Raw genomic sequence first — 24,083 nt, 5'->3', positions numbered from 1 at the left:
CCTGTTCCAGGAGTAGGTCCAGGTATCGACTCATGACCGCCCTCCTTCTTTGCGGGCAATCACCACGTTGACCGGCGCCACCGGAAAGCGCACCTGGGACACGGAGTCCACCCCGGAAAAGCCAGCTGCCAACAACAGCTCTTCCAACTGACCGGCCGCCAGCACCCGTCCTCCCTGCAATCGCAGATTCAGGTAATAAGGCGCCACGGCACGGTTTTGCCACCCTTCTGCCCCGATCACAGCGTGAGCGCACACCAACAACCCACCGGGTGACAACGCCTCATGCAGGCGGGCAAGCAAGCCCGGCAGGTCTGGTACAAAGTGAAACACCGACGAACACCAGATAACGTCATAACCTTTGCCCAGCTCATCGCTCGATAGATCCCCTCCGAGCACACTCAGCCGATCCTCAAGCCCCGCTGTCGCGATGTTCTCTCGGGCCACGCTCACCACCTCCGGGAAATCAAACACCACCCCCGACAGCAGCGGCTGGTGGCGGGCCAACTCGATGGCCACCAATCCTGGCCCGCCACCCAGGTCCAGCACGGTCTGCGCCTGGCCGAACTCCGACTGCGCCGACATCACCGACAACGCCACCTCGGCGCTCACGGCAGCCTGTTCCTGAGCAATCTGTACCCTGGCGGCTTCCGCCCAGAGCGCCGGTTGCCCGGCCACGCCCCTCGGTGGAACCACAGGCACCTCATCCGACAACAACCCCATGACCTGATCTGCGGCCTGGCGCAGCACCCGAAACCGGAACAGCAGCGCATCACCGCAGTAGGATTCAGAAACTGGATTGAGATAAGGAGACAACTCCGGCGCGGTGCCATACAACCACTCACCATCCGCCTGCTGGCGGCGCAGCAACATGCCCAGGCTCCACAACACCTCCAGGGCATACGCCAACCGCCCCGGACTCAGGGCAAGACGTTGCGCCAGAGTGGCGGCTGAGACGGCCTGCTCGGTCTGCGCGAACAAACCGACCTCCAGAGCTTTTTCCACCAGGCCGGCGCCCACAGACGACAACGGCAGAGCCCACAGGGAAGACAACACATGGGGCTCCGCCAGAGCATGTTTCCAGGCTTGAGTGGTACCGGCGGTTTCCGGAGGAACCTCAGGCGCCAGCGAGAAATGGTCAGTCATGAATACCCCGAGGTAGTTGGCTGAATTGAAATCTTGCTATATATTAATGAGATTGAATCTCATTTAGATATGAGGAGGGCAAGAATAACTATGCAAAACGCAAGATCCGGCTGGGCAACCCTGGGAGGGACGTTATGGCGGGCCTGAAGCTCCCTTGCCGTGTTGAGGCGGCCTTGCCGCGAAGTCGACACATTCTGGAAGATGGACGGGTACGCCTGCAGCTCCCCGACGAGCTGGGGGAGTGCTTTCACGACTATGTGGAACTGGAGCCCGGGTTAGGGATAGGCCAGCTTCACTATTCGCCATCGGTACCCCTGATTGAAGAAAGTAATGGCTTGCACCCTGGCAGAGTCATGGTGATTACGCTGGGTATGCAGGGCTGTTCCTCATACCGGGCCGACGATCGTACCCAGCTAGAATTTGCGAAAGGCCATACCACCATTTCGTCGTTTCACGGAATCTCGGGAGAACGCTGCTACAACGCAGGCGAGACCATTTCTCAGTTGCGGGTAATTGTTCACGAATCCCTGATCAGCAAGTACGTTGGCGAGTCCCGCGCTGAGGCCATTCTCGGGCACGATCCCCTGAGCCGCCTGGCGTTCCGTGCCAGTAACCCGGCCGCGTTAGCTCACGCCAGGGCCGTTATGAACCACCTTCGCCCTGACCAAAGCCACCTTCCACGGCTGGATATACATATCCACACCCTGAATCTGCTCAGTGAACAGTTCAACCTGCTGGCACCTGTGAGGGATCTGCGCTCTTCCCCGTTCACGCCTTCTGAGATTGATCGCCTTGAAAAAGCCCGGAACTGGATGAAAGAGCACTTGGACAAACCCCTGACGCTGGATTACCTCTCCACCCGAATGGGCATCAGTAAAACCAAACTCAAAGATGGCATGCTTTATCTGTATCAGCGCACGCCAAGCGACCTGTTGCTGGAACTGAGGATGAAAAAGGCCATGCTGTTGCTGGAATCCGGGCTACAGGTGTCCCAAGTGGCCTGGCAGGTAGGCTACAAATACGCGAACAACTTTACGGCCGCATTTACCCGTTACTACGGCAAATCTCCCAGAGCGATGTTTGGCAGGAAGAGATGCTCAGACAGGACGCCATGAAATCCAAGGAAGCTATGTCATTTGCCACAATGCTTATGCACGCTGCCAAAGCCTCTGTTTGACGAATGCGACGGTGTAAACCAGTCGATAGACTGCGTTCGCTCAGCGCATCCGGGTCTCTCCCATCCGGGTGTCCGCCGTCTCGCTCACCGTTGGACAGGACAGATTCATGACGGCCAAAGTTCGGTTTTATCCAGCCCCCTTGCTCAGGACACTGGTTGCCATTGCCTGTGCATTCCTGTTGACGCGCTGGAGCAGCCTGGCGGTGCTGGCCTTACCCTGGCAGCCGGAGCAATCCGTGGTCGCCGGTATGTTGCTGGGATTTAGCGTCTTCGCGGCCACGGTGATCTGGGTATTCGTTGCGGGCAGCCTGCGCATTGCGTGCCTTGGCATTCTGCCTGCCGGGGCATTTCTTATGTATTTCAGTCAGCAGGGCGCCTTGTGATCGCGCCTCTGGGAGCGGGTGTACGCCAGCGTATGGCGCAATTGCATCGCTGGACGGGGCTGCTCTTGGGTTGGTTACTGTTTGTCATTTTTCTGACCGGCACCCTGAGCTTTTTTCGCCAGGAAATCACATTATGGATGCAACCGGAACGCCCCTTAGTCTCCGAAATGGTTCCGTCGGCTCTGGCGCTTGAACAAGCGTCCGGTTATCTGCAACGGCATGCTTCCGAAGCCAGCCACTGGACCGTGACACTTCCGAACACGCGTGACCGTCTGGTTCACCTGAACTGGCGGGGGCCCCACGGGCAGGGCCAGGCCTACCTGAATCCACTGGGTGGAGAGGTAATACCCGTCCGAGACACCCGTGGCGGGGATTTTTTCTATCGCTTTCATTTCCAGTTGCACTACCTGCCGGTTCTCTTTGCCCGTTACCTGGTGGGCATTGCAGCCATGCTGATGCTACTGGCCCTGATCAGTGGCGTCATCACCCACAAGAAAATCTTCAAGGACTTCTTCACCTTTCGCTCGGGCAAAGGCCAACGCTCCTGGCTGGATGCACACAATGGCTTTTCAGTCCTCGCCCTGCCTTTCCACCTGATGATCACCTACACAGGGCTCGTCACCCTTATGATGCTGTACATACCCTGGGGACTGAACCAAGCCTTTCCTGAACCTGAACAGCGCCAACGCCTGATCAGCGATGTGTTTGCTTTCTTACCGGCAAAGCCCCCTTCCGGCGAACAGACGCCGATGGTGGCTTTGCCAACGTTACTCGCACAGGCCGAGGCACATTGGGAAGGAGCGAAGGTGGGTCGGGTCCAGGTCTCCAACCCCGGTGACCGGCATGCCCGGGTCGTTATGGAAGCCAGAAGCGACCAGCCGGACCTGCTGGGCATCCGCGGTCACCCCCCCTTTCTGGTCTTTGATGCTGGCAGTGGCGAACCGCTGAGAGAGAAAGTCTCGGCGCCAGCCTACGATACCTACGGCCTTCTATTAGGGCTGCATCTTGGGCGCTTTGCCGACTGGCCCACCCGTTGGCTCTATGCTCTGCTGGGCGTTGCCGGGTGTGGCATGCTGGCCTCCGGGTTAATACTCTGGTCCGTCAAGCGGCGCCAGAAGCCGGGGCATTCCGTTGTAGGCCTCTGGCTGGTCGACCGGCTCAACCTGGCAACCCTGGCCGGTTTTCCGGTGGCGGTCGTGGCTTTTTTCTGGCTGAACCGATTGCTGCCTGCAGCATGGCCAGAGCGGTCCCAGTGGGAAATTCACGGGCTGTTTCTGGCATGGCTGGCCATGCTCATTCACGCACTCATTCGCCCCTTACCCGCCGGTTGGCGGGAGCAACTGGGGCTGGCCGGCGCACTGTTGCTGGGCCTTCCTGTTCTGAACATGGTGACCACGGAAAGAGGGTTCGCCACCAGCCTGGTTGCCGGTGACTGGTTGTTTGTCGGTTTTGATCTGGCTCTGATCATTCTGGCAGCCCTGATGTTCCGGTTCGCCCGACAGAAGCGAGCCTCCTGATGACGCATCTGATCGTTTTCACCCTCTCCTTCGCTGGGTTTCAACTGTTGGCGATAACCACCCCCAAGGGAACATTCCGGCATCGGCGCGATGGGTTCTGGTTGGGCTGGCTGATGTTGCTGACGGCGCTGATAGCGGCCATCCATATCTGGCACCCCGGATTGGGCCTGGCGCTTTGGCTCGGCTATCTCAGTGCTGGCGCAGGCGCCGTATTTGTACTGAACATGTCGGGGCGTCGTCATGGTCTCTTTACTCGCTGGCCCATCATTTCGGTCATGCTGTTCGGTGCACTACTCCTGGTTCTTTCCGGTTGTGACCGCACATCCGCGATACCCGATGACAAGGCGACGGACCCAGCCTCCTTGTCACCATCCCGGGCATCCGGTTTTCCGGTCCGGATCCGCACCGCCCACGGGGAAGCGTATATCGCCCGGCCCCCCGAGCGGGTGGTCACTCTTGGAGCAGCTGCGGAAGACTGGGCGCTTCAATTGGGGGTGGTGCCGGTTGCAATTGAGCCCCATTACTGGGGCGGAGATCACGCCGGTTACCTGCCCTGGTTCCGTGACGCAGTGCAGGCTCAGGGGGGCAAGTTGCCGGAAATCATCAGCAGCTACCCGGAGCTGGATGTGGAGCGCCTGCTCGCCCTGCAGCCGGACCTGATTCTGGCGCCGCAATCCGGACTGACGCGCGAAAGCTATCATCAACTCAGTCAGTTGGCACCGGTTGTCGGCTATCCCAGCCAGCCATGGCTAACCCCGGTTGAGGATCAGGTTCGGCTGATTGCCAGAGCATTAGGGCGATCGGATCGCGGCGAGGCTCTATTGGCGGAGCGTCGGGCCTATCTGGCGGCCCATGCCAAGGCGAATCCTCATTTTTCCGGGGTATCCCTGGCCTATATCAATGCGGCAAGCCGGGTCGGCAACCTGTCGGTGTATGTGCGGGGTGACCCACGTGTCGATGTGCTGTTGGCACTGGGTTTCGTTGAACTACCTGAACTGGCGGATCTGCAGGCAAGCCGTGGCCACTTTGCAGCCCTGCTCGGTCTGGAGCAGGCTGACCGGCTGGATAAGGCCGGCCTGATTATCAGCTGGTACAGCTCTGAGCAAAGCCGGCGTCAGGTTGAATCCCTGCCGTTGATTCGTCGGTTGCCAGCCTTGCGGGAGTCCCGCTATCTGGCCATTACAGACCCTGCACTGGTGATGGCCAGTTCTTACGGCAGCTTGCTCAGTTTGCGCTGGAGCCTGCCCGAGCTGATCGCCCAACTCAATCAGGTTTTGCTACCGGCACTCGCAGGGGAAAGCAGTCTCTATGATTAGTAACGCAGACCTTCTTACCGAGAAGCGGCCAATCCCCGTTTCGATCAAGCTGGGCCTGCTGACCGTTATTCTGGCGTTTCTGGTCCTGGCGAATCTACTGGGCGGAACCCGCTGGCTTTCCCCCGCCTTACTGATGCAGCTGTTTGAGCCCCCCGGTAACAGTCATGAGCTTCTGGTTCTGCAAGCACGACTCCCGCGCTTACTGATCGGTCTGTTGGCAGGAATGGCACTGGCGGTGGCTGGCACAGTAATTCAGGCACTGTGTCGCAATCCATTGGCCGATCCCGGCTTGCTGGGTGTCAATGCCGGTGCCAGTGCCTCGCTGGTCACCCTGAGCCTGTTGCCGGTAGCCGCTGAATGGGGCCTGTTCTGGCAGGCATTACCCGGAGCGCTGTTGGCCAGTGCCTGCGTCTATATGCTGTCATTGCTACAGCATGCCAGTGGACAGTCGCAGGCTCCTGTACGCCTGATTCTGGCAGGAGCAGCCATCAGCGCTGTGTTGGGGGCCTATGTTCAGGCCCGAGTGCTGCTGAATCCACAATTATTCGATGGTTTTCGCTACTGGATGGCGGGTTCACTGGCCGGACTGCGCTGGACCGACGTGCATGCTCTCTGGCCTTACCTGATTCCCTCGGCGATCACTCTATGGCTCTTGTCACCCGGGCTGAACCTGTTGCTTCTGGATCGAAGCACTGCCCTGTCACTGGGCGCCAGTCTGCAGCGACATTCCGTACTCGCCTGGCTGAGTGCCACCCTGCTTTGTGCGGCGGCAACGGCTGTCGTCGGTCCTCTGGCGTTTGTCGGCCTGGCATCTGGCCATCTGGCGCGGGCCTGGCTCCCCCAGTCGTTTCGACTTCTATTACCTGGCACTGCGCTGATCGGCGCGGTGCTGGTGCTGCTGGCCGATCTGATGGCCAGAACCTTGCTGCCGCCAAGGGAACTGCTTACCGGAATCCTGATCGCCGCTCTGGGAGCCCCTTTTCTCTATTTTTCGGCACGCAGCGCGGCCGGGGAGCGGAGCGCCTCATGAGTGTTTCTCGCTTTCCTGTGTGGCAATGGGGCCCTCTTACGATCCGGGCGCCCGCCCGAGGCGCCGTAAAGACCGCCGTATTTGGCACCCTGGGGGTCTTCCTGGCCCTGGCGTTGAGCCTGACGCTGGGCGAAGCCGGGCTGTCTCCGGACCGCCTGCTTCAGGCCTTTCGTGGCGAAGCCGAACCCTACGAACACTGGCTGTTTTGGCAATCACGTTTACCCAGAGCACTGACTGCACTGGGAGTGGGTGTAGCGCTGGGGGTTGCCGGCGCCATCTTTCAGAGTCTGAGCCGCAACCCGCTGGGGAGTCCGGATATTATCGGTATCAATGCCGGTGCCAGTGCCGGAGCCGTCCTATGGCTGCTACTTGTACCAGGGATGTCAGTTGCCTGGGGGGCCCTGATTGGTGTCGTAACCGTGCTGCTTTTGCTGATACCAGGGATGGGGAGAAACGGACAACTGTCTCGCAGTCTGGTGCTCATGGGTGTCGCAATCAATGCGCTTGCCATTGCTCTGGTGCAGTTTGCCCTGACGCTGGTACAACGAGAACAGGCCCAGCAAATGCTGGGTTATCTGGCCGGCAGCCTGTCTCATAGAGATTGGCAACAAGTCACCTTGATTGCCACAACCCTCGCCGTAGCATTGCCTTGGTTGCTGCTGTTGAGCCGTCGGCTGGGACTGCTGGCGCTGGGACGGGATACCGCAATAAGCCTGGGCGTCCCTCTGCGCACCACTCAGTTACTCGCACTCGTACTCGCCACGGTTCTGGCACTGGGCGCAGTGCTGTGTGCCGGGCCGGTCGCCTTTGTTGCTCTGGTTGCCCCCCACCTGGCCCGCTGGAATGGGAAACAACTGGCTTTGCTACGCTCAGGGTTAATCGGCGCCTTGCTGCTGTTAGGGGCCGATACATTAACTCTGATATTGCCGGGAACTCAGCGGCTGCCAGTCGGGGTGCTGACCGCCATGCTGGGCGGTGCCTATCTTGCCTGGATCCTGTTTGCCGAACTCTTCCGACAAAGAACGCCGTCCTGAACACCGCTGACATTTGATAAAACCAAGGAGATTCCCGTGACACCCAAGCAACCAAAGGACTGTATTCTGCAAGGGCAAGAGCTGCATCTGGACTATGCCGGCAAATCCGTAATCGCCGGGTTGAACATTCATATTCCTCGTGGGCGGCTCACCGTTATTCTGGGCACCAACGGGTGTGGTAAGTCCAGCCTGCTAAAGATGCTCAGCCAGGTGTTGCCCCCCAGCAAAGGGCGAGTCGTGCTGGATGGAAAAACGCTGGCAGAAATGGGCAACAAGGAAAGAGCGCGGCAACTGGCGCTGCTGGTGCAAAAACCCGAACTGCCGGAAGGAATCGAAGTCCAGGAACTGGTCAGTCGGGGCCGATACCCGCATCAAACGTTGTGGCAGCAATGGTCACCCGTCGATGAACGCGCCGTTGCCAACGCCCTGTCGGCAACCGGGTTAACCGGTATGGCTCGGCATCAGGTCGCCAGCCTGTCTGGCGGCCAGCAGCAACGGGTTTGGCTGGCGTTAGTGCTGGCCCAGCAAAGTGACGTCCTGTTGCTGGACGAACCCACTTCGTTTCTGGATATCCGAGCCCAGCTGTCGGTTATGGATTTTTGCAAAGCCCTGAGGCAGCAGGGCAGAACACTGGTGCTCGTGTTGCATGATATCAATCAGGCTCTGCGCTATGCCGATCATCTGCTGCTAATGCGAGAGGGGCGAATACTGGCACAAGGAGCTCCCGAAGAGCTGATCAGCGAGCAGTTATTGAGGGACGCGTTTGACCTCGATGCCCGTATTATTCGAGACCCCGAAGCGGGCTGCCCAATGCTGATACCCCGGGTCTGTCAGTACGACCATGCCTGGGACAGAAGAGAAGGCCCTGTCTGAAAACCGGTGACCCCTCACCTGTCAACAACATATGATAATCATTTAGATTTGCACTTTTAGCTATTGGCAGGATAATAGGGCTTGTTGAATCATTATTACGTCTAATCAGCCAGCGTATTGTATCTTCTCATGCCAGATCGCCATTCTCAGGAGCCATTGGACACACGAATGTTTACGCATCAGGATCTGCTTGCTTTTGGCAGAAGGTATGCGTTGGATTACCGTTTTCCTGATTGCGCTGGCTCGGGCAATATCCTGCAAGGCCAGGTGGAAGAGTTCCGGTTACGCCCAGGCATGCAACTGGTTTGCTCCAATGTTCGGGTGATCGAACCTTACGAATCCAGTTCTCTGGACCCTGCCCCACTGAGCATCATCATTGTGCTGCAAGGGCGTGTCAGCCTGACCCTCAGGGGCGAAACCGTCGAACTGTCAGAGCAGATGGCCCTGACCTTGAGTCTGGAAAAAGAAGTGCAGTTTGATGCCTTACAACAGGCCGGCCAGGACCTCCGGGTGTTGACCCTGAGCCTTGATCATGTCGCTCTGGACCAATTACAAGCCCCCATCCGCAGGGGAAACGGATGGTTTATCTGGCGATTACCCCCACACCTCTATCAGGGATTACAGCTCTTCCGCAACGATATGAGTCTGGCAAAACTCTATCTCGAAGGGCTGAGCCTGCAAATCCTGTCACAAGGCCTGAAGCTCGATAAGCCATGCGCATCCGTGTGTGAGGTTCGCATTCACCCGAAGGAACGGTTACGCCTGGAACGCGTTCGGGATCGGATTGCGGCCCATCCGCAAGCCGAGTACAGCCTCAACGAACTGGCCCAGACGGCTGCCATGAGCCCAAGCAGCTTGCGCAGCAAGTTCAAAGCCTGCTATGGGCAAACACTGTTCGACTTCCTGAAAGAACAGCGGCTGCAAATGGCACGAGACTATCTGTTGAGGGGGTTTAGCGTGCAGCAAGCGGCACATTTCACCGGCTACAGTTACGCCACCAATTTTACGACAGCCTTCCGAAAACATTTTGGTGTTGCCCCCAGCTCCCTGATTCGCTGACTTCATCGCCAGCTGCATAGGTATCCTGTCATTTGGCATAGCTCAACTGCGAGGGAATACTAAAAAATAACCATTCCCATTTGCTACTGATTTTGGCTTGGCACCTTGCAAGGTGTGAAGTGCAGAACATGGCATCATCCCCTGTGGTTTGGAGATCCCCCTGCATGTTCCTCGACTCTTTTGCACTGCGTCAGATTGGGCGATTCGGCCTGCTGACCGCTCCTCTGTTGTTGAGCGTTCCTGTTTCCGCCAAAGAGTTCCCTCTGGAACTGGAAGCGCTGGTAGTCAGCGGGCGCCAGTTATCCGCTGATTCAGAGCAGCGCGACAGCTATGCCCCTGGCGCCAGCACAACGGCGACAAGCTTACCCCTATCCATCAAGGAGACGCCCCAGGCCGTCAGTGTGATTACCCACCAACAGATCAAGGATCAGGGATTGGGCACCAGCGGCGAGATCTTGCATCGGGCCCCGGGCATCTCGATGACCCGCAGCGACAGCAACCGTTTCAACTATTCCGCCCGCGGGTATTCGATTAGTACCTATCAGTTCGATGGACTGATGACGCCCATTCAGGGCTACTGGAACTTTGGCGATACCGACTGGGACAGTGCTATTTACGACCGGATAGAAGTTGTTCGTGGCGCAACCGGGCTCCTGACCGGCGCCGGTGATCCCTCCGCCAGCGTCAACTTCATTCGAAAAAAGCCCTTGCCGGAGTTCGCCGCTCGTCTCAGCGGAGATCTCGGGCGCTGGGACAAGCGACGGTTGGCGGCTGACGTCTCCACCCTGCTCGGAGATTCAGGCCGAACCGCAGCACGTTTCATTGCGGTGCGCGATCAACAGGATACCCATGTCGATAACATGGAGCACGACAAACAAACCTACTACGGTGTTCTCAACTCGCAACTGACCTCTAACACCGATGTCAGTCTGGGGGTTGAATACCAGCACAATCAGACCGATGGTGCCGGAAGCGGCTTTCCCATGTTTTATGCGGATGGCAACCGCACCGACTTCAATCGCTCTGCCTCCAACAACACCCGCTGGTCTCACTTTTTCAATGAAACCACCCGGGCGTTCATCGACGTGAATCACTTCCTGGACAACAGCTGGCGACTCCGGGCGGCTTACAGCTATGACGACGGCAATTACGGTTTAACCTATCTTTTCCGGAGCGGTTTTCCTGACAGGAACACCGGGGAAGGTATGTCCGCCTATTTTGCCAACTACCGGGGCGATCGTAGCCGTCAGGATGTGCATTTCACGGCTGAGGGACCTTTCGAACTCTTTGGTCGAGAGCATGAAGCAGCCTTCGGCTGGGTGCGTACTCAGGACGATCTCGACATGCGCCTGGCTGGACCCGCAGGAGCAGCACCAGGCATCGGAGCCTACCATGATGGCCAGGGCGATCCGGTTGCCGAGCCAGTCTGGGGTGCATTCAACAGTGTCGATGACAGCAAGCTGGTTCAGAGCGGCGCCTATGCCGTTACCCGATGGTCACTCGCAGCCCCGTTGCATCTGGTTGCCGGTATCCGGCTGAGCAACTGGGAGCTTGAACAAGTCTATTTCGGGGACAATCGAAAATACTCCTACAGCGATGAACTCACGCCCTATGCCGGGCTGATCTACGATTTCAACCACCGTTTCAGTGGTTATGTCAGTTATACCGAAATTTTTCAGACTCAGAACGTCCGTTCCGCAAACGGCTCTCTGCTTGATCCGATCACCGGCCGCAACTACGAGGTGGGCTTGAAAGCGACGCTGGCGGATGAACTTGATATGAACGTGGCCGTTTTCAGAAGTGAACAGGACGGCCTGGGTGAAGCCATTCCAGGTGAGACCGTGAATGGTCGCCCGGACAGCCAGGCGTATCGGGCCGTCGATGGCGCCACCGTTGAAGGTTTTGAAACCGAGCTGGTCGGGCGTCTGGCGCCGGGCTGGAACGTCAACGCCAGCTTTACTCTGGCGAATCCGAGAAATGCAGACGGGGACCGCATGAATACCGCACACCCTCGCCAGCAAGCCAAACTGTCTACCAGCTATCAGTTTACCGGCAACTGGCGTCCGCTCCGCCTGGGTGGAGGCATGCGCTGGCAGAGTGACATCTACAGGGATACCCAAGGGCCGGCAGGCACAACGCGTGTTACCCAGGGCAGTTACTCTGTGGTAGACCTGATGGCCCGTTACGACTTTACTCCGGATATCAGTGCTCAACTGAACCTGAACAACGTGTTAGACAAGGAATACCACGATCAGGTCGGATTTTATAGCCAGGCCTGGTGGGGCGCACCACGCAACCTTCGCTTGTCACTGAGCTACGACTTTTAAGTGGCAACAAGCCCCTGCTGATATCTGTAGCTCATGGCAGACAGATAAGTCTGCCATGAGCCATCGACGCAGATACCCCGAAACTTCAAGATTGGTATTGCCCGGTTCAATTGACGGTGACAGCAAGAAACCGCACCACCCCAAACGCTACAACACCCCAGACGACCGGCCACCCCAGGGACTTGGTTCTCCACCAGACCAGTAGAGTTACGGCCCCCCCAACAATCGTTGCAACCCAGGCATTCAGGGTCCCGGCAGCGGGGACCAGCGAAGCCCCCAGCATGGCCGCAATCATCACCGGGCCGAGCACGCCCAGCCATCGGGGCATGGCCGCTGCACCGCCCTGACCGTCTTCCCGGGCCAGACGCCTCTGCATCCACACCAGGGGTAACAAACGCATTAACAAGGTACCCGCTGCCGCAACGATCACCGCAACCCACAGTTCGCCAGCCATGCGTTAAACCTCCGCCCGTGTATTGGATTGCATTACAAAGAACACCGCCGCGCCCAGAAGCGCCGCAACCGGTATCGCCACATTAGGCAGGCCATTGGCCGCAAACAACAACGCCACGACAATGGCACACCCCAGGGCCGCAGCCCATAACCAGGAGGTAAATCTCGGGGCCAGCAGCACCACGAACAGGGCCGGTAGCGCAAAGGGCATCACGTCGTTCAGCAATGGCCAGCGCCCGGTCAGCTCCTGCCCCGCGAAAGCGCCCAGGGCCGTGCCTCCCACCCAACTGAACCAGGCCAGCAACATGGCGCCAGTGAACCACCCCAGGCGCTCCGATGACGGCAACGCCGGCAGGCGGGTGTGCGCCAGGGCGAAAACCTGATCCGTCAGCCCGTGCATCAACCAGAACCACCACCGGTTTCCGGTGAGCCAGGGAGCCAGGTTCGGGGCATAAACCAGATGCCGGGCATTGATCAGCAGCGTCATCACCACCACAAGCCACAAAGGGGCTCCCGAGGCCACCATGCCGACAAACAGGAACTGGGAGGCCCCCGCATAGATGACCAGAGAGATGATGATGGCTTCCCAGCTGCTGAAACCCGACTGATTGGCGATCAGGCCAAAGGAAATCGCCACCGGAATGTAGCCCCCGAGCAGCGGAATCGCATCCCGTACCCCTTTTACCCAGGCGCGGCCACCCGCGCTGATTGCCTGATCGTTCATGACTCGTCACCGTCTTTCTGGTACACGATGGTCACCAGTAACGTCGCCCAGGCTTCCCGTGTCCGGTAAAGGTGTGGCTGCTCAGCATCAAAGGTGTGGCTCTGCCCGGCCCGCAAATGCTGGCTTTGGCCGGTGACACCGACTTCCAGTTGACCACTGATCACGGTCACAGACTCCACCGTCCCCGGCGTATGGCCCTCCGCCATGCGCGTGGTGTTGGGGGCACAGGACATCCAGTAAGCGTCTACCCTGGGGTTGTCCCCACCCTGATCCACAAGCCGGACCTGCACCCCCTCCTCACCAACCGGAACACGGATGGGGGCAACCAGATTGCCGAAGGGGACATTGAGCTGAACCGCCAGTCGCCAGATGGTATCGAGCGTCGGATTCCCGTTTCCCTGTTCCAGGCGGGACAGATTCGATTTGGCAACACCTGCGGCGGCGGCAAGCCCGGAGAGCGACCATCCGCGAGCCACCCGCAGGGACTGCAGGTGTCGCCCCAGGGTTTCGAGAGAAAGCTGATCCATGTAAACCACTCCCAGTGTTCTATTTATAGAACGTTCTACAAAAGGAACAATAAAATGTCAATGAAGTGGTATCAACGCGTACTATAAATGATCAAAAATTTTCCACATTGTGAAATTATAATTCGCCATTTGACACATTTAGGTTTTTTTACCTATTCTCCGCCATCAGCATCTCGACATTACGAGTAAACCGATAAAAACAACGGCAACAATGACTAAACGAGGCAAACATGAAAAAACTGTTACAGATTGGCAGTAAACTCGTCTTGGCCAGCACCCTGGCTACCACTTTCACCTTTAGTCAGGCACAGGCTGCTCCAGAGATAACCATTAAGGCCGCCCATGCCGCCTCCGCCACCAATACCGGCCACCTGGCGCTGGAATACATGGACAAGGAACTGCGCGAGCGCACCGACGGTAAGGTTGGTCTGGAGATTTTCCCCAACGGCCAGCTCGGCGGCGAACGGGAACTGATCGAGAGCATTCAGCTTGGCAACATCGACATGGTGTTTGTGTCCTCCGCGCCACTGGCCAGCTTCAATAAACAGTTTTTCGCCCTGGACATGCCCTTTCTTTTCCAGAATAGAGACTCGGTCTACAAGGTACTGGATGGTGATATCGGCCAGGAGCTGCTCAGCAGTCTCGATGGCGTCGGAATCGTTGGCCTGGGTTACTGGGAAAACGGTTTTCGCCAACTGACCAACGACCGCCAGGTTGTTCACACAGCCGAAGACCTGAAGGGTCTGGACATGCGCACCATGGAAAACCAGATCCATCTGATGGCCTGGCGTGAGCTGGGGACCAACCCGGCACCTTTGGCCTTCAACGAGCTATACACCGCGCTGCAGCAAGGCACTTTTGAAGCCCAGGAAGGCCCCATCAATCTGTTCCGCGACATGCGTTTTGATGAAGTACAGAAGTACATCAGCAAAACCAACCACATTTACTCCCCGTTTGTTGTCCTGATGAACCCGGAAGTCCAGTACCGGATGTCTGATCAGCAACAAGCGATCTTCAGTCAGGTGTTTCAGGATGCCAAAGCCTACCAGCGCGGCCTTGCCCTGGAAGCTGACGAGGCGGCTACAGCCGAACTGGTAGAAAAGGGAATAACCATCACCACCCTGACACCAGAGCAACTCAAGAGCTTCTCATCACAAATGAAGCCAGTCTACGACCGTGTCGAAGACATTGTTGGTGCTGACTTTGCTAAACGCGTAATCGAGGCGGCTCAATAACAGCACCTCCAGGCAGGCCCTGCGCCTGCCTGGTAAGAGGCCCTACCATGAAGTTCCTTGACAAATACTTTGAAGAAATCCTCCTGGTCGCACTGATCAGTATTATGTCGGCCCTGATTATCGCTCAGATTTTCATGCGTTTTGTTATTGGCTCGTCCATCACCTGGTCGGAAGAACTGGCCCGGTATCTGTTTATCTGGGTCACCTGGATCGGGACCAGCTATGCCGTGAAAAAGCACGCCCACATTCGGGTCACCGCCTTTTCACAAAAGTTCCCACAGCGCTTCAGCCATCATATCAACATCATGACGTACATCGTCTTTATGGTGTTCTGCGGTTTGGTGATCAAAGAAGGAATTGCCCTGACGGAGAAAATCTTCCGCTTCAACCAGCAATCCGCGTCTCTGGGTGTGCCCATGGGCTATGTCTATCTTGCCCCCGTGGTCGGTCTGTCTTTGACCGTACTGCGCCTGCTACAAGCCATTTATCAGGAAATCCACGCCATCCTGAGCGGGGGTAAAACCGCATGACCGCTTTGATTCTGTTTGGTTTGTTCGGCCTGTTACTGATGGCAAGCGTGCCGATTGCTATTGCTCTGGGGCTGGCCTCAACCGCTGCCCTGCTCTTCAGCGGAAAAGTCAGCTCAAGTTACGTGGCCCAGGGGCTGGTGACCTCGATCGATTCGTTCCCTCTGATGGCGGTGCCCTTCTTTATTCTGGCCGGTAACCTGATGAGCCATGGCGGCTTATCCGAGCGGCTGCTGGCAGTCGGCAAGATTCTGTTCGGCCGGTTCAATGGCGGTATGGCAGTAATCGCCGTGGTGACCTGCATGTTTTTTGGTGCCATCTCAGGCTCCGGACCTGCCACGGTCGCGGCGGTCGGCGCCATTCTGTTGCCAGCAATGACCCGGAACGGCTACCGGCCCGCCTTTTCCAGTGGCCTGATTGCCTCTGCCGGCAGCCTGGGCATTGTCATCCCTCCCAGCATTCCGATGGTGATCTACGCCTCTTCCGCCAACGTCTCGGTGACCGGTCTGTTCCTGGCGGGCATCGTCCCGGGCCTGATCATCGGCCTGTTTCTCATTGGTTATGCCTGGCTGGTAAGCCGACGCGAAGGGATTGGCCTCAAAGAACCCAGTCCCAGTATAAAGCAAGCCCTTGCCACGGTCTGGGATGCCAAGTGGGCTCTGCTGGTACCGGTGATCATTCTCGGCGGCATTTACGGAGGCGTTTTTACCCCCACCGAAGCCGCTGCCGTCGCGGTATTCTACGGCCTGATTGTCGGTCTGTTCCTGTATCGGGAACTGAACCTCAAATCGCTCTACCAGATCCTGGCGGACTCAGCACTGGTAACCGCCACCATCATGATCATTGTCGGCGCCGCGACCATTTTCGGGCGGGTACTGACCATTGAACGTATTCCGGTCCAGCTAACCGAATGGGTGATGGAATTCATCAGTGATCCACTGATGCTATTGCTTCTGATCAACATCCTGCTGCTGATCATCGGCACCTTCATGGAAACTCTGGCGGCCGTCATCATCCTGACGCCGATCCTGCTGCCCATCGCCAACAACATCGGGGTCGACCCGATTCATTTCGGCATCATCATGATCGTAAACCTGGCGATCGGCATGATCACCCCGCCCGTCGGCGTCAATCTCTTTGTCGCCTCCCGGGTAGCGTCGCTGTCGCTTGAGAAAATCATGCGCAGTGCGGTGCCTTTCCTGATTGTGATGCTGGCTGCATTGCTTCTAATCACCTACGTACCCGCGATTTCGCTGGGCCTTGGCAACCTGATCAACAGCTGACAGGCGAGAGATAAGTATGAGTAAGAAACTGAAAGCGGTCATTATTGGCCCCGGCAACATCGGCACCGACCTGCTGATGAAAATGCAACGATCCGAGTGGATTGAGCCCGTCTGGATGGTGGGGATCGATCCGGAATCCGAGGGCCTCAAACGCGCCGCGGAGATGGGGATCAAAACCTGTGCCACGGGCGTGGATGGCATGCTCGAACATGTGATTTCAGATGACATCCGCATCGCCTTTGACGCCACCTCGGCCTACGTTCATGCGGAAAACAGCCGCAAACTGAACGAGCTGGGCGTAATCATGGTGGATCTCACCCCCGCAGCGATTGGCCCCTTCTGTGTGCCACCGGTGAACCTGGCAGACCATGCCCGCAACCTGGAGATGAACGTCAATATGGTGACCTGTGGCGGGCAAGCCACCATCCCCATGGTGGCGGCCGTGTCCCGCGTACAACCGGTGAACTACGGTGAGATTATCGCCACGGTCTCATCCCGCTCGGTTGGCCCGGGTACCCGCAAAAACATCGACGAATTCACCCGCACCACCGCCAGTGCCGTGGAGAAGGTCGGCGGAGCCCGCGAGGGCAAGGCCATTATCATCATCAATCCGGCTGAGCCTCCCCTGATCATGCGCGACACCGTTCACTGTCTAACCGAAGGTGAACCGGACCAGGTGGCCATCACCGAATCGGTCCATGCCATGGTGAAAGAGGTGCAAAAATATGTGCCCGGCTATCGCCTGGTTAACGGCCCGGTCTTCGACGGCAACCGTGTGTCCCTGTTCCTGGAAGTGGAAGGCCTGGGCGACTTCCTGCCGAAGTACGCCGGTAATCTGGACATCATGACCGCAGCGGGCCTGCGGACGGCAGAGATGTTTGCCGAAGAAGCCCATAACGGCGTCATTTCACTACCCGAGCGCGGCTAAGCAGGAGCTACTCCAATGAATTTAAAAGGTAAGAACGTCACACTGCACGATATGAGCCTGCGCGACGGTATGCACGCAAAGCGCCACCAGATCAGCCTGGAGCAGATGGTGGATATCGCAACAGGTATGGACGATGCTGGCATTCCACTGATTGAGATCACTCATGGAGATGGCCTTGGCGGACGCTCCGTGAACTACGGGTTCCCCGCCCACAGCGATGAAGAATACCTCAACGCGGTCATACCGAAAATGAAGAACGCCAGGGTATCGGCACTGCTGCTACCGGGCATTGGCACCGTCGATCACCTTAAAATGGCACGGGACTGCGGCGTTTCCACCATTCGGGTGGCCACGCACTGCACCGAAGCCGATGTCTCCGAACAGCACATTGGCATGGCCCGGGAAATGGGCATGGACACCGTTGGCTTTTTGATGATGGCCCACATGAGCACCCCGGAGAAGCTTCTGGAGCAGGCCAGGCTGATGGTCTCCTACGGCGCTAACTGCATCTACGCCACCGACTCCGCCGGCTACATGCTGCCAGACGACGTCGCTGATCGAATTGGTCTGTTGCGAAAAGAACTTCCGGATAACGTTGAGGTCGGCTTCCACGGCCACCACAACCTGGGCATGGGCATTGCCAACTCACTCACGGCCATTGAGGCCGGAGCCACCCGGATTGACGGGTCCGTTGCAGGCCTGGGTGCCGGTGCGGGCAATACCCCTCTAGAAGTGTTCTGTGCTGTGCTTGACCGCATGGGAGTGAACACCGGCGTGGATCTCTACAAAATCATGGATGTCGCTGAAGACCGAGTGGTACCGATGATGGACCAGCCGATCAGGGTCGACCGGGACGCGCTTACTCTGGGCTATGCCGGTGTCTATTCCTCGTTCCTGCTGTTTGCTCAGCGGGCCGGTCAGAAATACGGCGTGTCTGCCCGGGATATACTTGTGGAACTGGGCCGGCGGGGAACTGTCGGTGGCCAGGAAGACATGATTGAAGACCTGGCACTGACCATGGCCAAAAACAATCCGTCTAATTGAAACCCCACAGATAACGAGTATGTCATGAAGCCAAGTACTGATCTGAAGGTCCTGTTCGCCGAACTGGCAGACTGCCTCGACGAGAGAGACCTGCATCAGGATGTTCCGCCCGCCCACCTGCATGACTGGAGTGACGAGCGCGCGGGACAGCCCCTGGCGCTGGTCACCCCACGTTCCACCAAACAGGTATCAGACGTGATGGCTGTGTGTGCCCGCCATAGCATTCCTGTCGTCCCCCAGGGTGGCCTGAGCGGTCTTGCCGGAGGCGCTGTGCCCTCCGAGGGTTGCCTGTTGCTCTCTCTGGCACGGATGAATGCCATTGAAGAACTGGATTCGGCCGTTGGCACCATGCGTGTGCAGGCGGGAGCCGTTCTGCAAACCATCCAGGAACAGGCAGAGTCGGAAGGCTGGATGTTTGCACTGGATCTGGGCGCACGGGGCTCCTGCCAGATTGGCGGCAACATTGCGACCAATGCCGGAGGCAATCGGGTCATCCGTTACGGTGTGATGCGCGATCTGGTGCTGGGGCTGGAAGTCGTCCTGGCCGATGGCCAGGTGCTGGACCTGATGCAATCCATGAAAAAGAACAACACCGGGCTTGATCTTCGCCAGTTGTTCATCGGCTCTGAGGGTACACTTGGCATCATCACCAGGGCCGTGCTCAAACTGAGCCCGGGGGTAGGCGGCGCCAACACGGCCCTGATTGCCTTTGCCAACTACGATCAGGGTTTGCAATTCCTGAAACAAGCGCAGACCGCCTTTTCCGGCCACGTCAGTGCGTTCGAACTGATGTGGCCAGATTACTATCAGTTTGCACTGAAAACCCTTGGGCGGCCTGACCAGTTTGACCGTGATTATGGCTACTACCTGCTCTTCGACGTTCAAAGCAGCCACCCCGAGCAAGACTACCCGAAGTTTGAGCAACTGATGGCCGATGCCTTCGAAAACGGCACGGTCGAGAACGCGGTGCTGGCCAGCTCTGAGCGGGAAACGGAAGAGCTCTGGCAACTACGCGATTGCGTCTCGGAAATTCTGTCAATCAATGCCCCAACCATCAACTTCGATGTCTCGGTAAGCCTGAACCGAATCGGTGATTTTGCCGACCAACTCAAGGCAACTCTGGACGAGCGCTTCCCGAACCTGATCACCCTGTTCTTCGGTCACGTTGGTGATGGCAACCTACACTTGGTTGCCGGGCCGGTACAGGGAGGAAAGGAGATGGAGCACGCCATTGAATCTGAGGTCTACCGGATTACACGGGACTTCTCAGGGTCCGTCTCCGCGGAACACGGTATTGGCCTGCACAAGAAAAAATGGCTGAGCCATTCCCGCTCAGAGTCGGAGCTGGCGCTGATGAAATCCGTCAAACAGGCAGTAGACCCTCAGGGTTTACTTAACCCTGGCAAAATCATGGACTGAAATGGTGAACCGGCTGGGCGTCAACCCGGCCGGTATCCATAAACTTCCGCACTGATATCGGCCGCGGTGTTTTTGACGACTTGAATCAACTCATTGATTCTCTGATCGTTCATATACTCCACTGTACTGGAAACACTGATCGCAGCCACCAGGCGGTCAGGTTTAGCCAGGATGGGGGCAGCCACACAACGAATATTCGGGCTGTCTTCCCCGTTATCCAGCGCGTACCCCTCCCGGGCATACTGCTGCATATTAAGCAGAAACTCACGGCGCTGCTCGGGAACCCCACCTTCCCTCTCGTAGACTTCAGCCAACTCCTCCGGGGTGCTCAGCAATAACAGCGCTTTCCCCACACCGGTGTTGTGGAGACATTTTCGGCCGCCAATACTGGAGCTGATGTTCACAGCCCGATAACCGGCCAGTTTGTCCAGATACACAACATTGCCAGACTCCCGCACCGCCAGATGGACGGTATCCTGCGTCTGCTCGTTCAATGCTTCGAGAAAGGGTCTGGCCGAACGGACCAGATTCGTATTGTCATACGCCCGGAACCCCAACTGAATCAATTTGGAGCCCAGCTTGAATTTCTTGCCGTTGGATTTCTGGACATAGCCCTGATCGTACAGAAACTGCACAATCCGGTAGGCCGTGCTGTAGGTCAGATTGCAATGTTCGGCCAGAGTCGGAATATCCTGATCAGCGATCATCAGCTCATCAAAAATAAGAAAAGCACGCTCAATCGTCTGACTTTTACTCTTGGGCTTAGTCATTCTTTTTCTTGGAAATTTTGTATCATGGCTAACCAGATCCCGTGCTCGCGGAAACACCCTTCATGATACCATTTCAAAGCCCGGGTAGCAGCCAATGGATAGTGCTACCGGGTACCGGAAAGCCCAGCTTCTTGTGTCCGGAACGTTTGTTGAAGTTAAACTTTTTTTACCACCTTACTTCCCGATGCAGAAACTGCTGAATATCTTGCCCAGAAGCTCATCCGGAGTCAGGTGTCCGGTAATTTCGCCCAGAGCATCCTGGGCCGCACGCAGGTCTTCGGCCAGCAGTTCTCCGGCACCGTAGCCCTCCAACTGGCGTTGCCCCTGCAACAGGGAGTCCCTGGCCCGTTCCAGCGCATCCAGGTGCCGGCGTCGGGCGAGAAATCCCCCTTCGGTAGTGCTGGCAAAGCCAATGCAGTCTTTCAGGTGGTCTCGCAACACCTCAAGTCCTTCGGAAGCTTTTGCCGCCAACCGGATAACCGGAGCGGTCTGATGAGGCTCAGCACTAATGCCAACCGGTTCGCCAGACAAATCCACCTTGTTGCGGATCACAGTGACCGGGGCATTCGCCGGGAGCTGATCAATAAAGTCCGGCCATATTTCGTGGGGTTCCGTTTTATCGGTGGTGGTGGCGTCGACCATCAGCAGAATGCGGTCGGCCTGGCGGATCTCTTCCCACGCCCGGGCAATGCCGATGCGCTCAACCTCATCCGGGCTGTCCCTCAGGCCCGCAGTATCGATAATGTGCAGCGGCATGCCATCAATGTGGATATGTTCCCGCAACACATCCCGGGTGGTGCCTTCAATGGCAGTAACAATGGCGGCTTCGCGCCCGGCCAGGGCATTGAGCAGGCTGGACTTGCCAGCGTTGGGACGACCGGCGATCACCACCTTCATACCATCCCTGAGAATGGTGCCTTGCTGAGCTTCAGACAAAATCTTATCCACAGCCTGGAGCAGCGCCTGTAGATCCGAACCAACCTTGCCATCCGCCAGAAAGTCGATCTCTTCTTCTGGAAAGTCGATGGCCGCTTCCACATAGATTCTCAGGTGGGTTATGGCATCTACCAGGTTATCCACACGCTGTGAAAAAACGCCTTGCATGGACCGCACTGCGCACCGGGCCGCCTGCTCAGAACTGCTTTCAATCAGATCCGCAATGGCCTCTGCCTGAGCCAGATCGAGTTTGTCGTTGAGAAACGCCCGCTCAGAAAACTCCCCCGGCCGGGCCAGGCGGGCCCCCAGGCTACAGACTTCTCGTAACAGGATATCGAGAATCACCGTGCCACCGTGGCCCTGGAGTTCAAACACATCCTCCCCGGTAAACGAGTGGGGATTCGGGAAAAACAAGCCGATGCCTTCATCGACCAGCTCACCCTGTTGATCCCGGAAGGGCCCGTAGTGGGCGTAACGGGGTTTGGGCTCAAAGCCCAGAACGGCGCGGGCAATGTCGGCGGCTTTGGGCCCAGAGACCCGGATGATTCCCACACCGGCTTGTCCCGGGGCAGTGGCAATGGCGGCAATGGTGTCTGTCGCTGGCTGCATCTTGGTGTTCCTGCAATAGAAAAAATAAAGGCTCCGCGAGGGAGCCTTTATCAGGTCAGAAGTACTGTTGGGTCAGTATTTCTTGCCTGCGGTTTCCGCTTCGATCTTGCGGGTAATGTACCACTGCTGGGAGATCGAAAGAATGTTGTTCACCAGCCAGTACAGGACCAGACCTGCCGGGAACCACAGGAAGAACACGGTAAAGATCAACGGCATCAGCTTCATGATCTTCGCCTGCATGGGGTCTGGCGGTGTCGGGTTCAGGCTCATCTGGATGAACATGCTGGCGCCCATCAGAATCGGCAGAATGAAGTAAGGGTCCATCTGGGACAGATCCTGAATCCAGAGCATGAACGGCGCATGGCGCAGCTGAACACTTTCAAACAGTACCCAATACAGCGAGATGAACACTGGCATTTGCACCAGAATGGGCAGACAGCCACCCAGCGGATTAATCTTTTCCCGTTTGTACAGTGCCATCATTTCCTGGGACATACGCTGACGGTCGTCACCGTAAAGTTCTTTCAGTCGGGTCAACTGAGGAGCTACGGCCCGCATTTTTGCCATTGAGCGGTAGCTGGTGGCCGAGAGGTGGAAGAACACCGCTTTCACAAGCACCGTTAACAGGATGATGGCCACACCCCAGTTACCGACCAGAGCGTAGAACCACTCCAGAATGTAGAACAGGGGCAGAGAGATAAAAAACAGCCAGCCAAAATCAACCGTTCGGTCCAGATTCGGCGCCAATGCCTCCAGCCGGTCGATGATCTTGGGACCAACGTAAGCGGTGGCTCCAACCTCAGCGCTTTCACCCGGGGCAACGGTGGTGGCGGGATAAACGAATCCCATCACATGCAGATCACCGCGACGGGTGGTCTGGTACTGAGCTTTCTGGTCACGTTCCGGCACCCAGGCCGTCAGGAAATAGTGTTGCAGAAAGGCCAGCCAGCCATTGGTAACCGGCTGGTTCACCCGCTTTTCCGAGAGATCTTCAAAGTCGTATTTCTCGTAAGGATCTTCCGGCGTACTGACAACCATTCCCAGGTAGGCGCGAATGCCCATGCTGGCCTGAGAGGTTGGATCCGGTGCCTGATCCCGGACAATTTTACCGGTGAAATTGCCCTGCCAGGGTGTCTCGGAGCGGTTATCAATCAGATAACGGACGTCGATCTGATAACTGTCTCGGGCCAGGTGGTAACGCTTGGTGATTGCAACACCGCTGCTGGTGGTGTGTACCAGATCCACCGTAATTTCGTCCTGGCCTTCTGCCAGTTCATACCCTGCCGACTCTGACTGGAACACCGGAGCGTTGCCTGCTTTGCTGCCATCCGGCCCGTCCCGGCCGATCAGGCCGCTCTCCAGCAGGTAAGTCCGTGTGCGGGTATTCGTCAGCAGCTTGAGAGGCTGTTCGCTGTCCAGAGATTCATCGTATTGCAGCAGTGAACTTTCCACCACGTTGCCACCGACCCGGTCAATCTTGAGCCTGTAAACGTCGGTGGTGACAGTTACAAACCGATCCGTCAGGTCTACGGCACCTTCAACGGAAGGCTGGGAGCCGGATTCCGGCGTGGAGAACTCTTCAGCACCAGACTGGCTGTCTTCCGGCAGAATCATGTCATCCGCCGCTGAACCGTTGCCCTCGGCAGATGCTTGTATCTGGGCGACCTGTTCTGTTTGAGGCTGGTGATAGTCCTCATTCCAGGCAAGTACCATCAGGTAACTGACAATGGCGAGACCGGCAAACAAAACAATGCGTTGAATATCCATAA

The 24,083-nt window shown here is 57.4% G+C and carries 22 protein-coding genes; 15 read left to right on the top strand and 7 right to left on the bottom strand.

Annotated features, from left to right (window positions below; all coding sequences use genetic code 11):
• Positions 1–30: 30 nt before the first annotated feature.
• Positions 31–1,143, bottom strand: a complete 1,113-nt coding sequence (locus K325_RS0114345; protein ID WP_051146666.1) for a methyltransferase — start codon at positions 1,141–1,143, stop codon at positions 31–33.
• 134 nt (positions 1,144–1,277) lie between these two features.
• On the opposite strand from K325_RS0114345, the gene K325_RS0114340 reads away from it, so the two are divergent.
• From K325_RS0114340 to fauA, 9 genes are all read left to right on the top strand, one after another.
• Positions 1,278–2,258 (top strand): helix-turn-helix domain-containing protein, encoded by a 981-nt coding sequence (locus K325_RS0114340; protein ID WP_029654958.1) that lies wholly within the window; start codon positions 1,278–1,280, stop codon positions 2,256–2,258.
• A 169-nt stretch (positions 2,259–2,427) separates the two neighbouring features.
• On the top strand, positions 2,428–2,703 hold the full coding sequence (locus tag K325_RS0114335; RefSeq protein ID WP_051146665.1) for a hypothetical protein: 276 nt from the start codon (positions 2,428–2,430) through the stop codon (positions 2,701–2,703).
• Positions 2,700–4,220 (top strand): PepSY-associated TM helix domain-containing protein, encoded by a 1,521-nt coding sequence (locus K325_RS0114330; protein WP_051146664.1) that lies wholly within the window; start codon positions 2,700–2,702, stop codon positions 4,218–4,220. The genes K325_RS0114335 and K325_RS0114330 overlap by 4 nt, the downstream gene beginning before the upstream one ends.
• Entirely contained in the window at positions 4,220–5,536 is a 1,317-nt protein-coding gene (locus tag K325_RS0114325; RefSeq protein ID WP_211218161.1) for an ABC transporter substrate-binding protein, read from the top strand. The genes K325_RS0114330 and K325_RS0114325 overlap by 1 nt, the downstream gene beginning before the upstream one ends.
• On the top strand, positions 5,529–6,566 hold the full coding sequence (locus K325_RS0114320; RefSeq protein WP_051146663.1) for a FecCD family ABC transporter permease: 1,038 nt from the start codon (positions 5,529–5,531) through the stop codon (positions 6,564–6,566). Before K325_RS0114325 ends, K325_RS0114320 begins: the two co-directional genes overlap by 8 nt.
• Positions 6,563–7,600 carry a FecCD family ABC transporter permease gene (locus tag K325_RS0114315; protein ID WP_036193629.1) on the top strand — a complete coding sequence of 346 codons (1,038 nt, stop codon included), beginning with the start codon at positions 6,563–6,565 and terminating at the stop codon, positions 7,598–7,600. The genes K325_RS0114320 and K325_RS0114315 overlap by 4 nt, the downstream gene beginning before the upstream one ends.
• A 63-nt stretch (positions 7,601–7,663) precedes the next feature.
• The gene (locus tag K325_RS0114310) at positions 7,664–8,473 is read left to right on the top strand and encodes an ABC transporter ATP-binding protein (protein ID WP_420835450.1); all 810 of its coding nucleotides are present in this window, start codon (positions 7,664–7,666) and stop codon (positions 8,471–8,473) included.
• Between the two features lie 168 nt (positions 8,474–8,641).
• Positions 8,642–9,532, top strand: a complete 891-nt coding sequence (locus K325_RS0114305) for a helix-turn-helix transcriptional regulator (RefSeq protein WP_169441812.1) — start codon at positions 8,642–8,644, stop codon at positions 9,530–9,532.
• A 164-nt stretch (positions 9,533–9,696) separates the two neighbouring features.
• Positions 9,697–11,859 carry a TonB-dependent alcaligin siderophore receptor FauA gene (gene fauA / locus K325_RS0114300; protein ID WP_029654950.1) on the top strand — a complete coding sequence of 721 codons (2,163 nt, stop codon included), beginning with the start codon at positions 9,697–9,699 and terminating at the stop codon, positions 11,857–11,859.
• 106 nt (positions 11,860–11,965) lie between these two features.
• On the opposite strand, the gene K325_RS0114295 is transcribed toward fauA, so the two are convergent.
• The 3 genes from K325_RS0114295 to K325_RS0114285 are packed head-to-tail and all read right to left on the bottom strand — an operon-like array spanning position 11,966 to position 13,563.
• Positions 11,966–12,313: an AzlD domain-containing protein gene (locus tag K325_RS0114295; protein ID WP_029654949.1), complete on the bottom strand. Its 348-nt coding sequence runs from the start codon at positions 12,311–12,313 to the stop codon at positions 11,966–11,968.
• Between the two features lie 3 nt (positions 12,314–12,316).
• The gene (locus K325_RS0114290; protein WP_029654948.1) at positions 12,317–13,036 is read right to left on the bottom strand and encodes an AzlC family ABC transporter permease; all 720 of its coding nucleotides are present in this window, start codon (positions 13,034–13,036) and stop codon (positions 12,317–12,319) included.
• The gene (locus tag K325_RS0114285; RefSeq protein ID WP_029654947.1) at positions 13,033–13,563 is read right to left on the bottom strand and encodes a helix-turn-helix domain-containing protein; all 531 of its coding nucleotides are present in this window, start codon (positions 13,561–13,563) and stop codon (positions 13,033–13,035) included. The genes K325_RS0114290 and K325_RS0114285 overlap by 4 nt, the downstream gene beginning before the upstream one ends.
• Positions 13,564–13,793: 230 nt before the next feature.
• Here K325_RS0114285 and K325_RS0114280 point away from each other — a divergent pair, with 230 nt between their 5' ends.
• From K325_RS0114280 to K325_RS0114255, 6 genes are read left to right on the top strand one after another with little or no spacing between them, the layout of a single operon-like run.
• A complete protein-coding gene (locus tag K325_RS0114280) occupies positions 13,794–14,798 on the top strand; it encodes a TRAP transporter substrate-binding protein (RefSeq protein ID WP_051146661.1) in 1,005 nt (334 codons plus the stop codon).
• 47 nt (positions 14,799–14,845) lie between these two features.
• Positions 14,846–15,328 carry a TRAP transporter small permease gene (locus tag K325_RS0114275; protein WP_036193628.1) on the top strand — a complete coding sequence of 161 codons (483 nt, stop codon included), beginning with the start codon at positions 14,846–14,848 and terminating at the stop codon, positions 15,326–15,328.
• The gene (locus tag K325_RS0114270; protein WP_029654944.1) at positions 15,325–16,608 is read left to right on the top strand and encodes a TRAP transporter large permease; all 1,284 of its coding nucleotides are present in this window, start codon (positions 15,325–15,327) and stop codon (positions 16,606–16,608) included. The genes K325_RS0114275 and K325_RS0114270 overlap by 4 nt, the downstream gene beginning before the upstream one ends.
• A 16-nt stretch (positions 16,609–16,624) precedes the next feature.
• Entirely contained in the window at positions 16,625–17,536 is a 912-nt protein-coding gene (locus tag K325_RS0114265) for an acetaldehyde dehydrogenase (acetylating) (RefSeq protein WP_029654943.1), read from the top strand.
• Positions 17,537–17,551: 15 nt separating this feature from the next.
• Positions 17,552–18,580, top strand: coding sequence for a 4-hydroxy-2-oxovalerate aldolase (gene dmpG / locus K325_RS0114260; protein ID WP_029654942.1), 1,029 nt, complete (start codon positions 17,552–17,554; stop codon positions 18,578–18,580).
• Positions 18,581–18,604: 24 nt separating this feature from the next.
• Positions 18,605–19,999: an FAD-binding oxidoreductase gene (locus tag K325_RS0114255; RefSeq protein WP_029654941.1), complete on the top strand. Its 1,395-nt coding sequence runs from the start codon at positions 18,605–18,607 to the stop codon at positions 19,997–19,999.
• Positions 20,000–20,019: 20 nt separating this feature from the next.
• Here K325_RS0114255 and K325_RS0114250 read toward each other — a convergent pair whose 3' ends face one another.
• The 3 genes from K325_RS0114250 to yidC form a co-directional block, all read right to left on the bottom strand.
• Positions 20,020–20,769, bottom strand: a complete 750-nt coding sequence (locus K325_RS0114250) for an IclR family transcriptional regulator (protein ID WP_029654940.1) — start codon at positions 20,767–20,769, stop codon at positions 20,020–20,022.
• Positions 20,770–20,943: 174 nt separating this feature from the next.
• A complete protein-coding gene (gene mnmE, locus K325_RS0114245; RefSeq protein ID WP_029654939.1) occupies positions 20,944–22,314 on the bottom strand; it encodes a tRNA uridine-5-carboxymethylaminomethyl(34) synthesis GTPase MnmE in 1,371 nt (456 codons plus the stop codon).
• Between the two features lie 72 nt (positions 22,315–22,386).
• The gene (gene yidC / locus K325_RS0114240; RefSeq protein ID WP_029654938.1) at positions 22,387–24,081 is read right to left on the bottom strand and encodes a membrane protein insertase YidC; all 1,695 of its coding nucleotides are present in this window, start codon (positions 24,079–24,081) and stop codon (positions 22,387–22,389) included.
• Between the last annotated feature and the right edge of the window lie 2 nt (positions 24,082–24,083).

The organism is Marinobacter daepoensis DSM 16072, from assembly GCF_000421165.1.
Lineage (GTDB): Bacteria > Pseudomonadota > Gammaproteobacteria > Pseudomonadales > Oleiphilaceae > Marinobacter > Marinobacter daepoensis.
The sequence above is the reverse complement of the archived record's forward strand: the minus strand, read 5'-3'. Positions and strand labels throughout refer to the sequence as shown.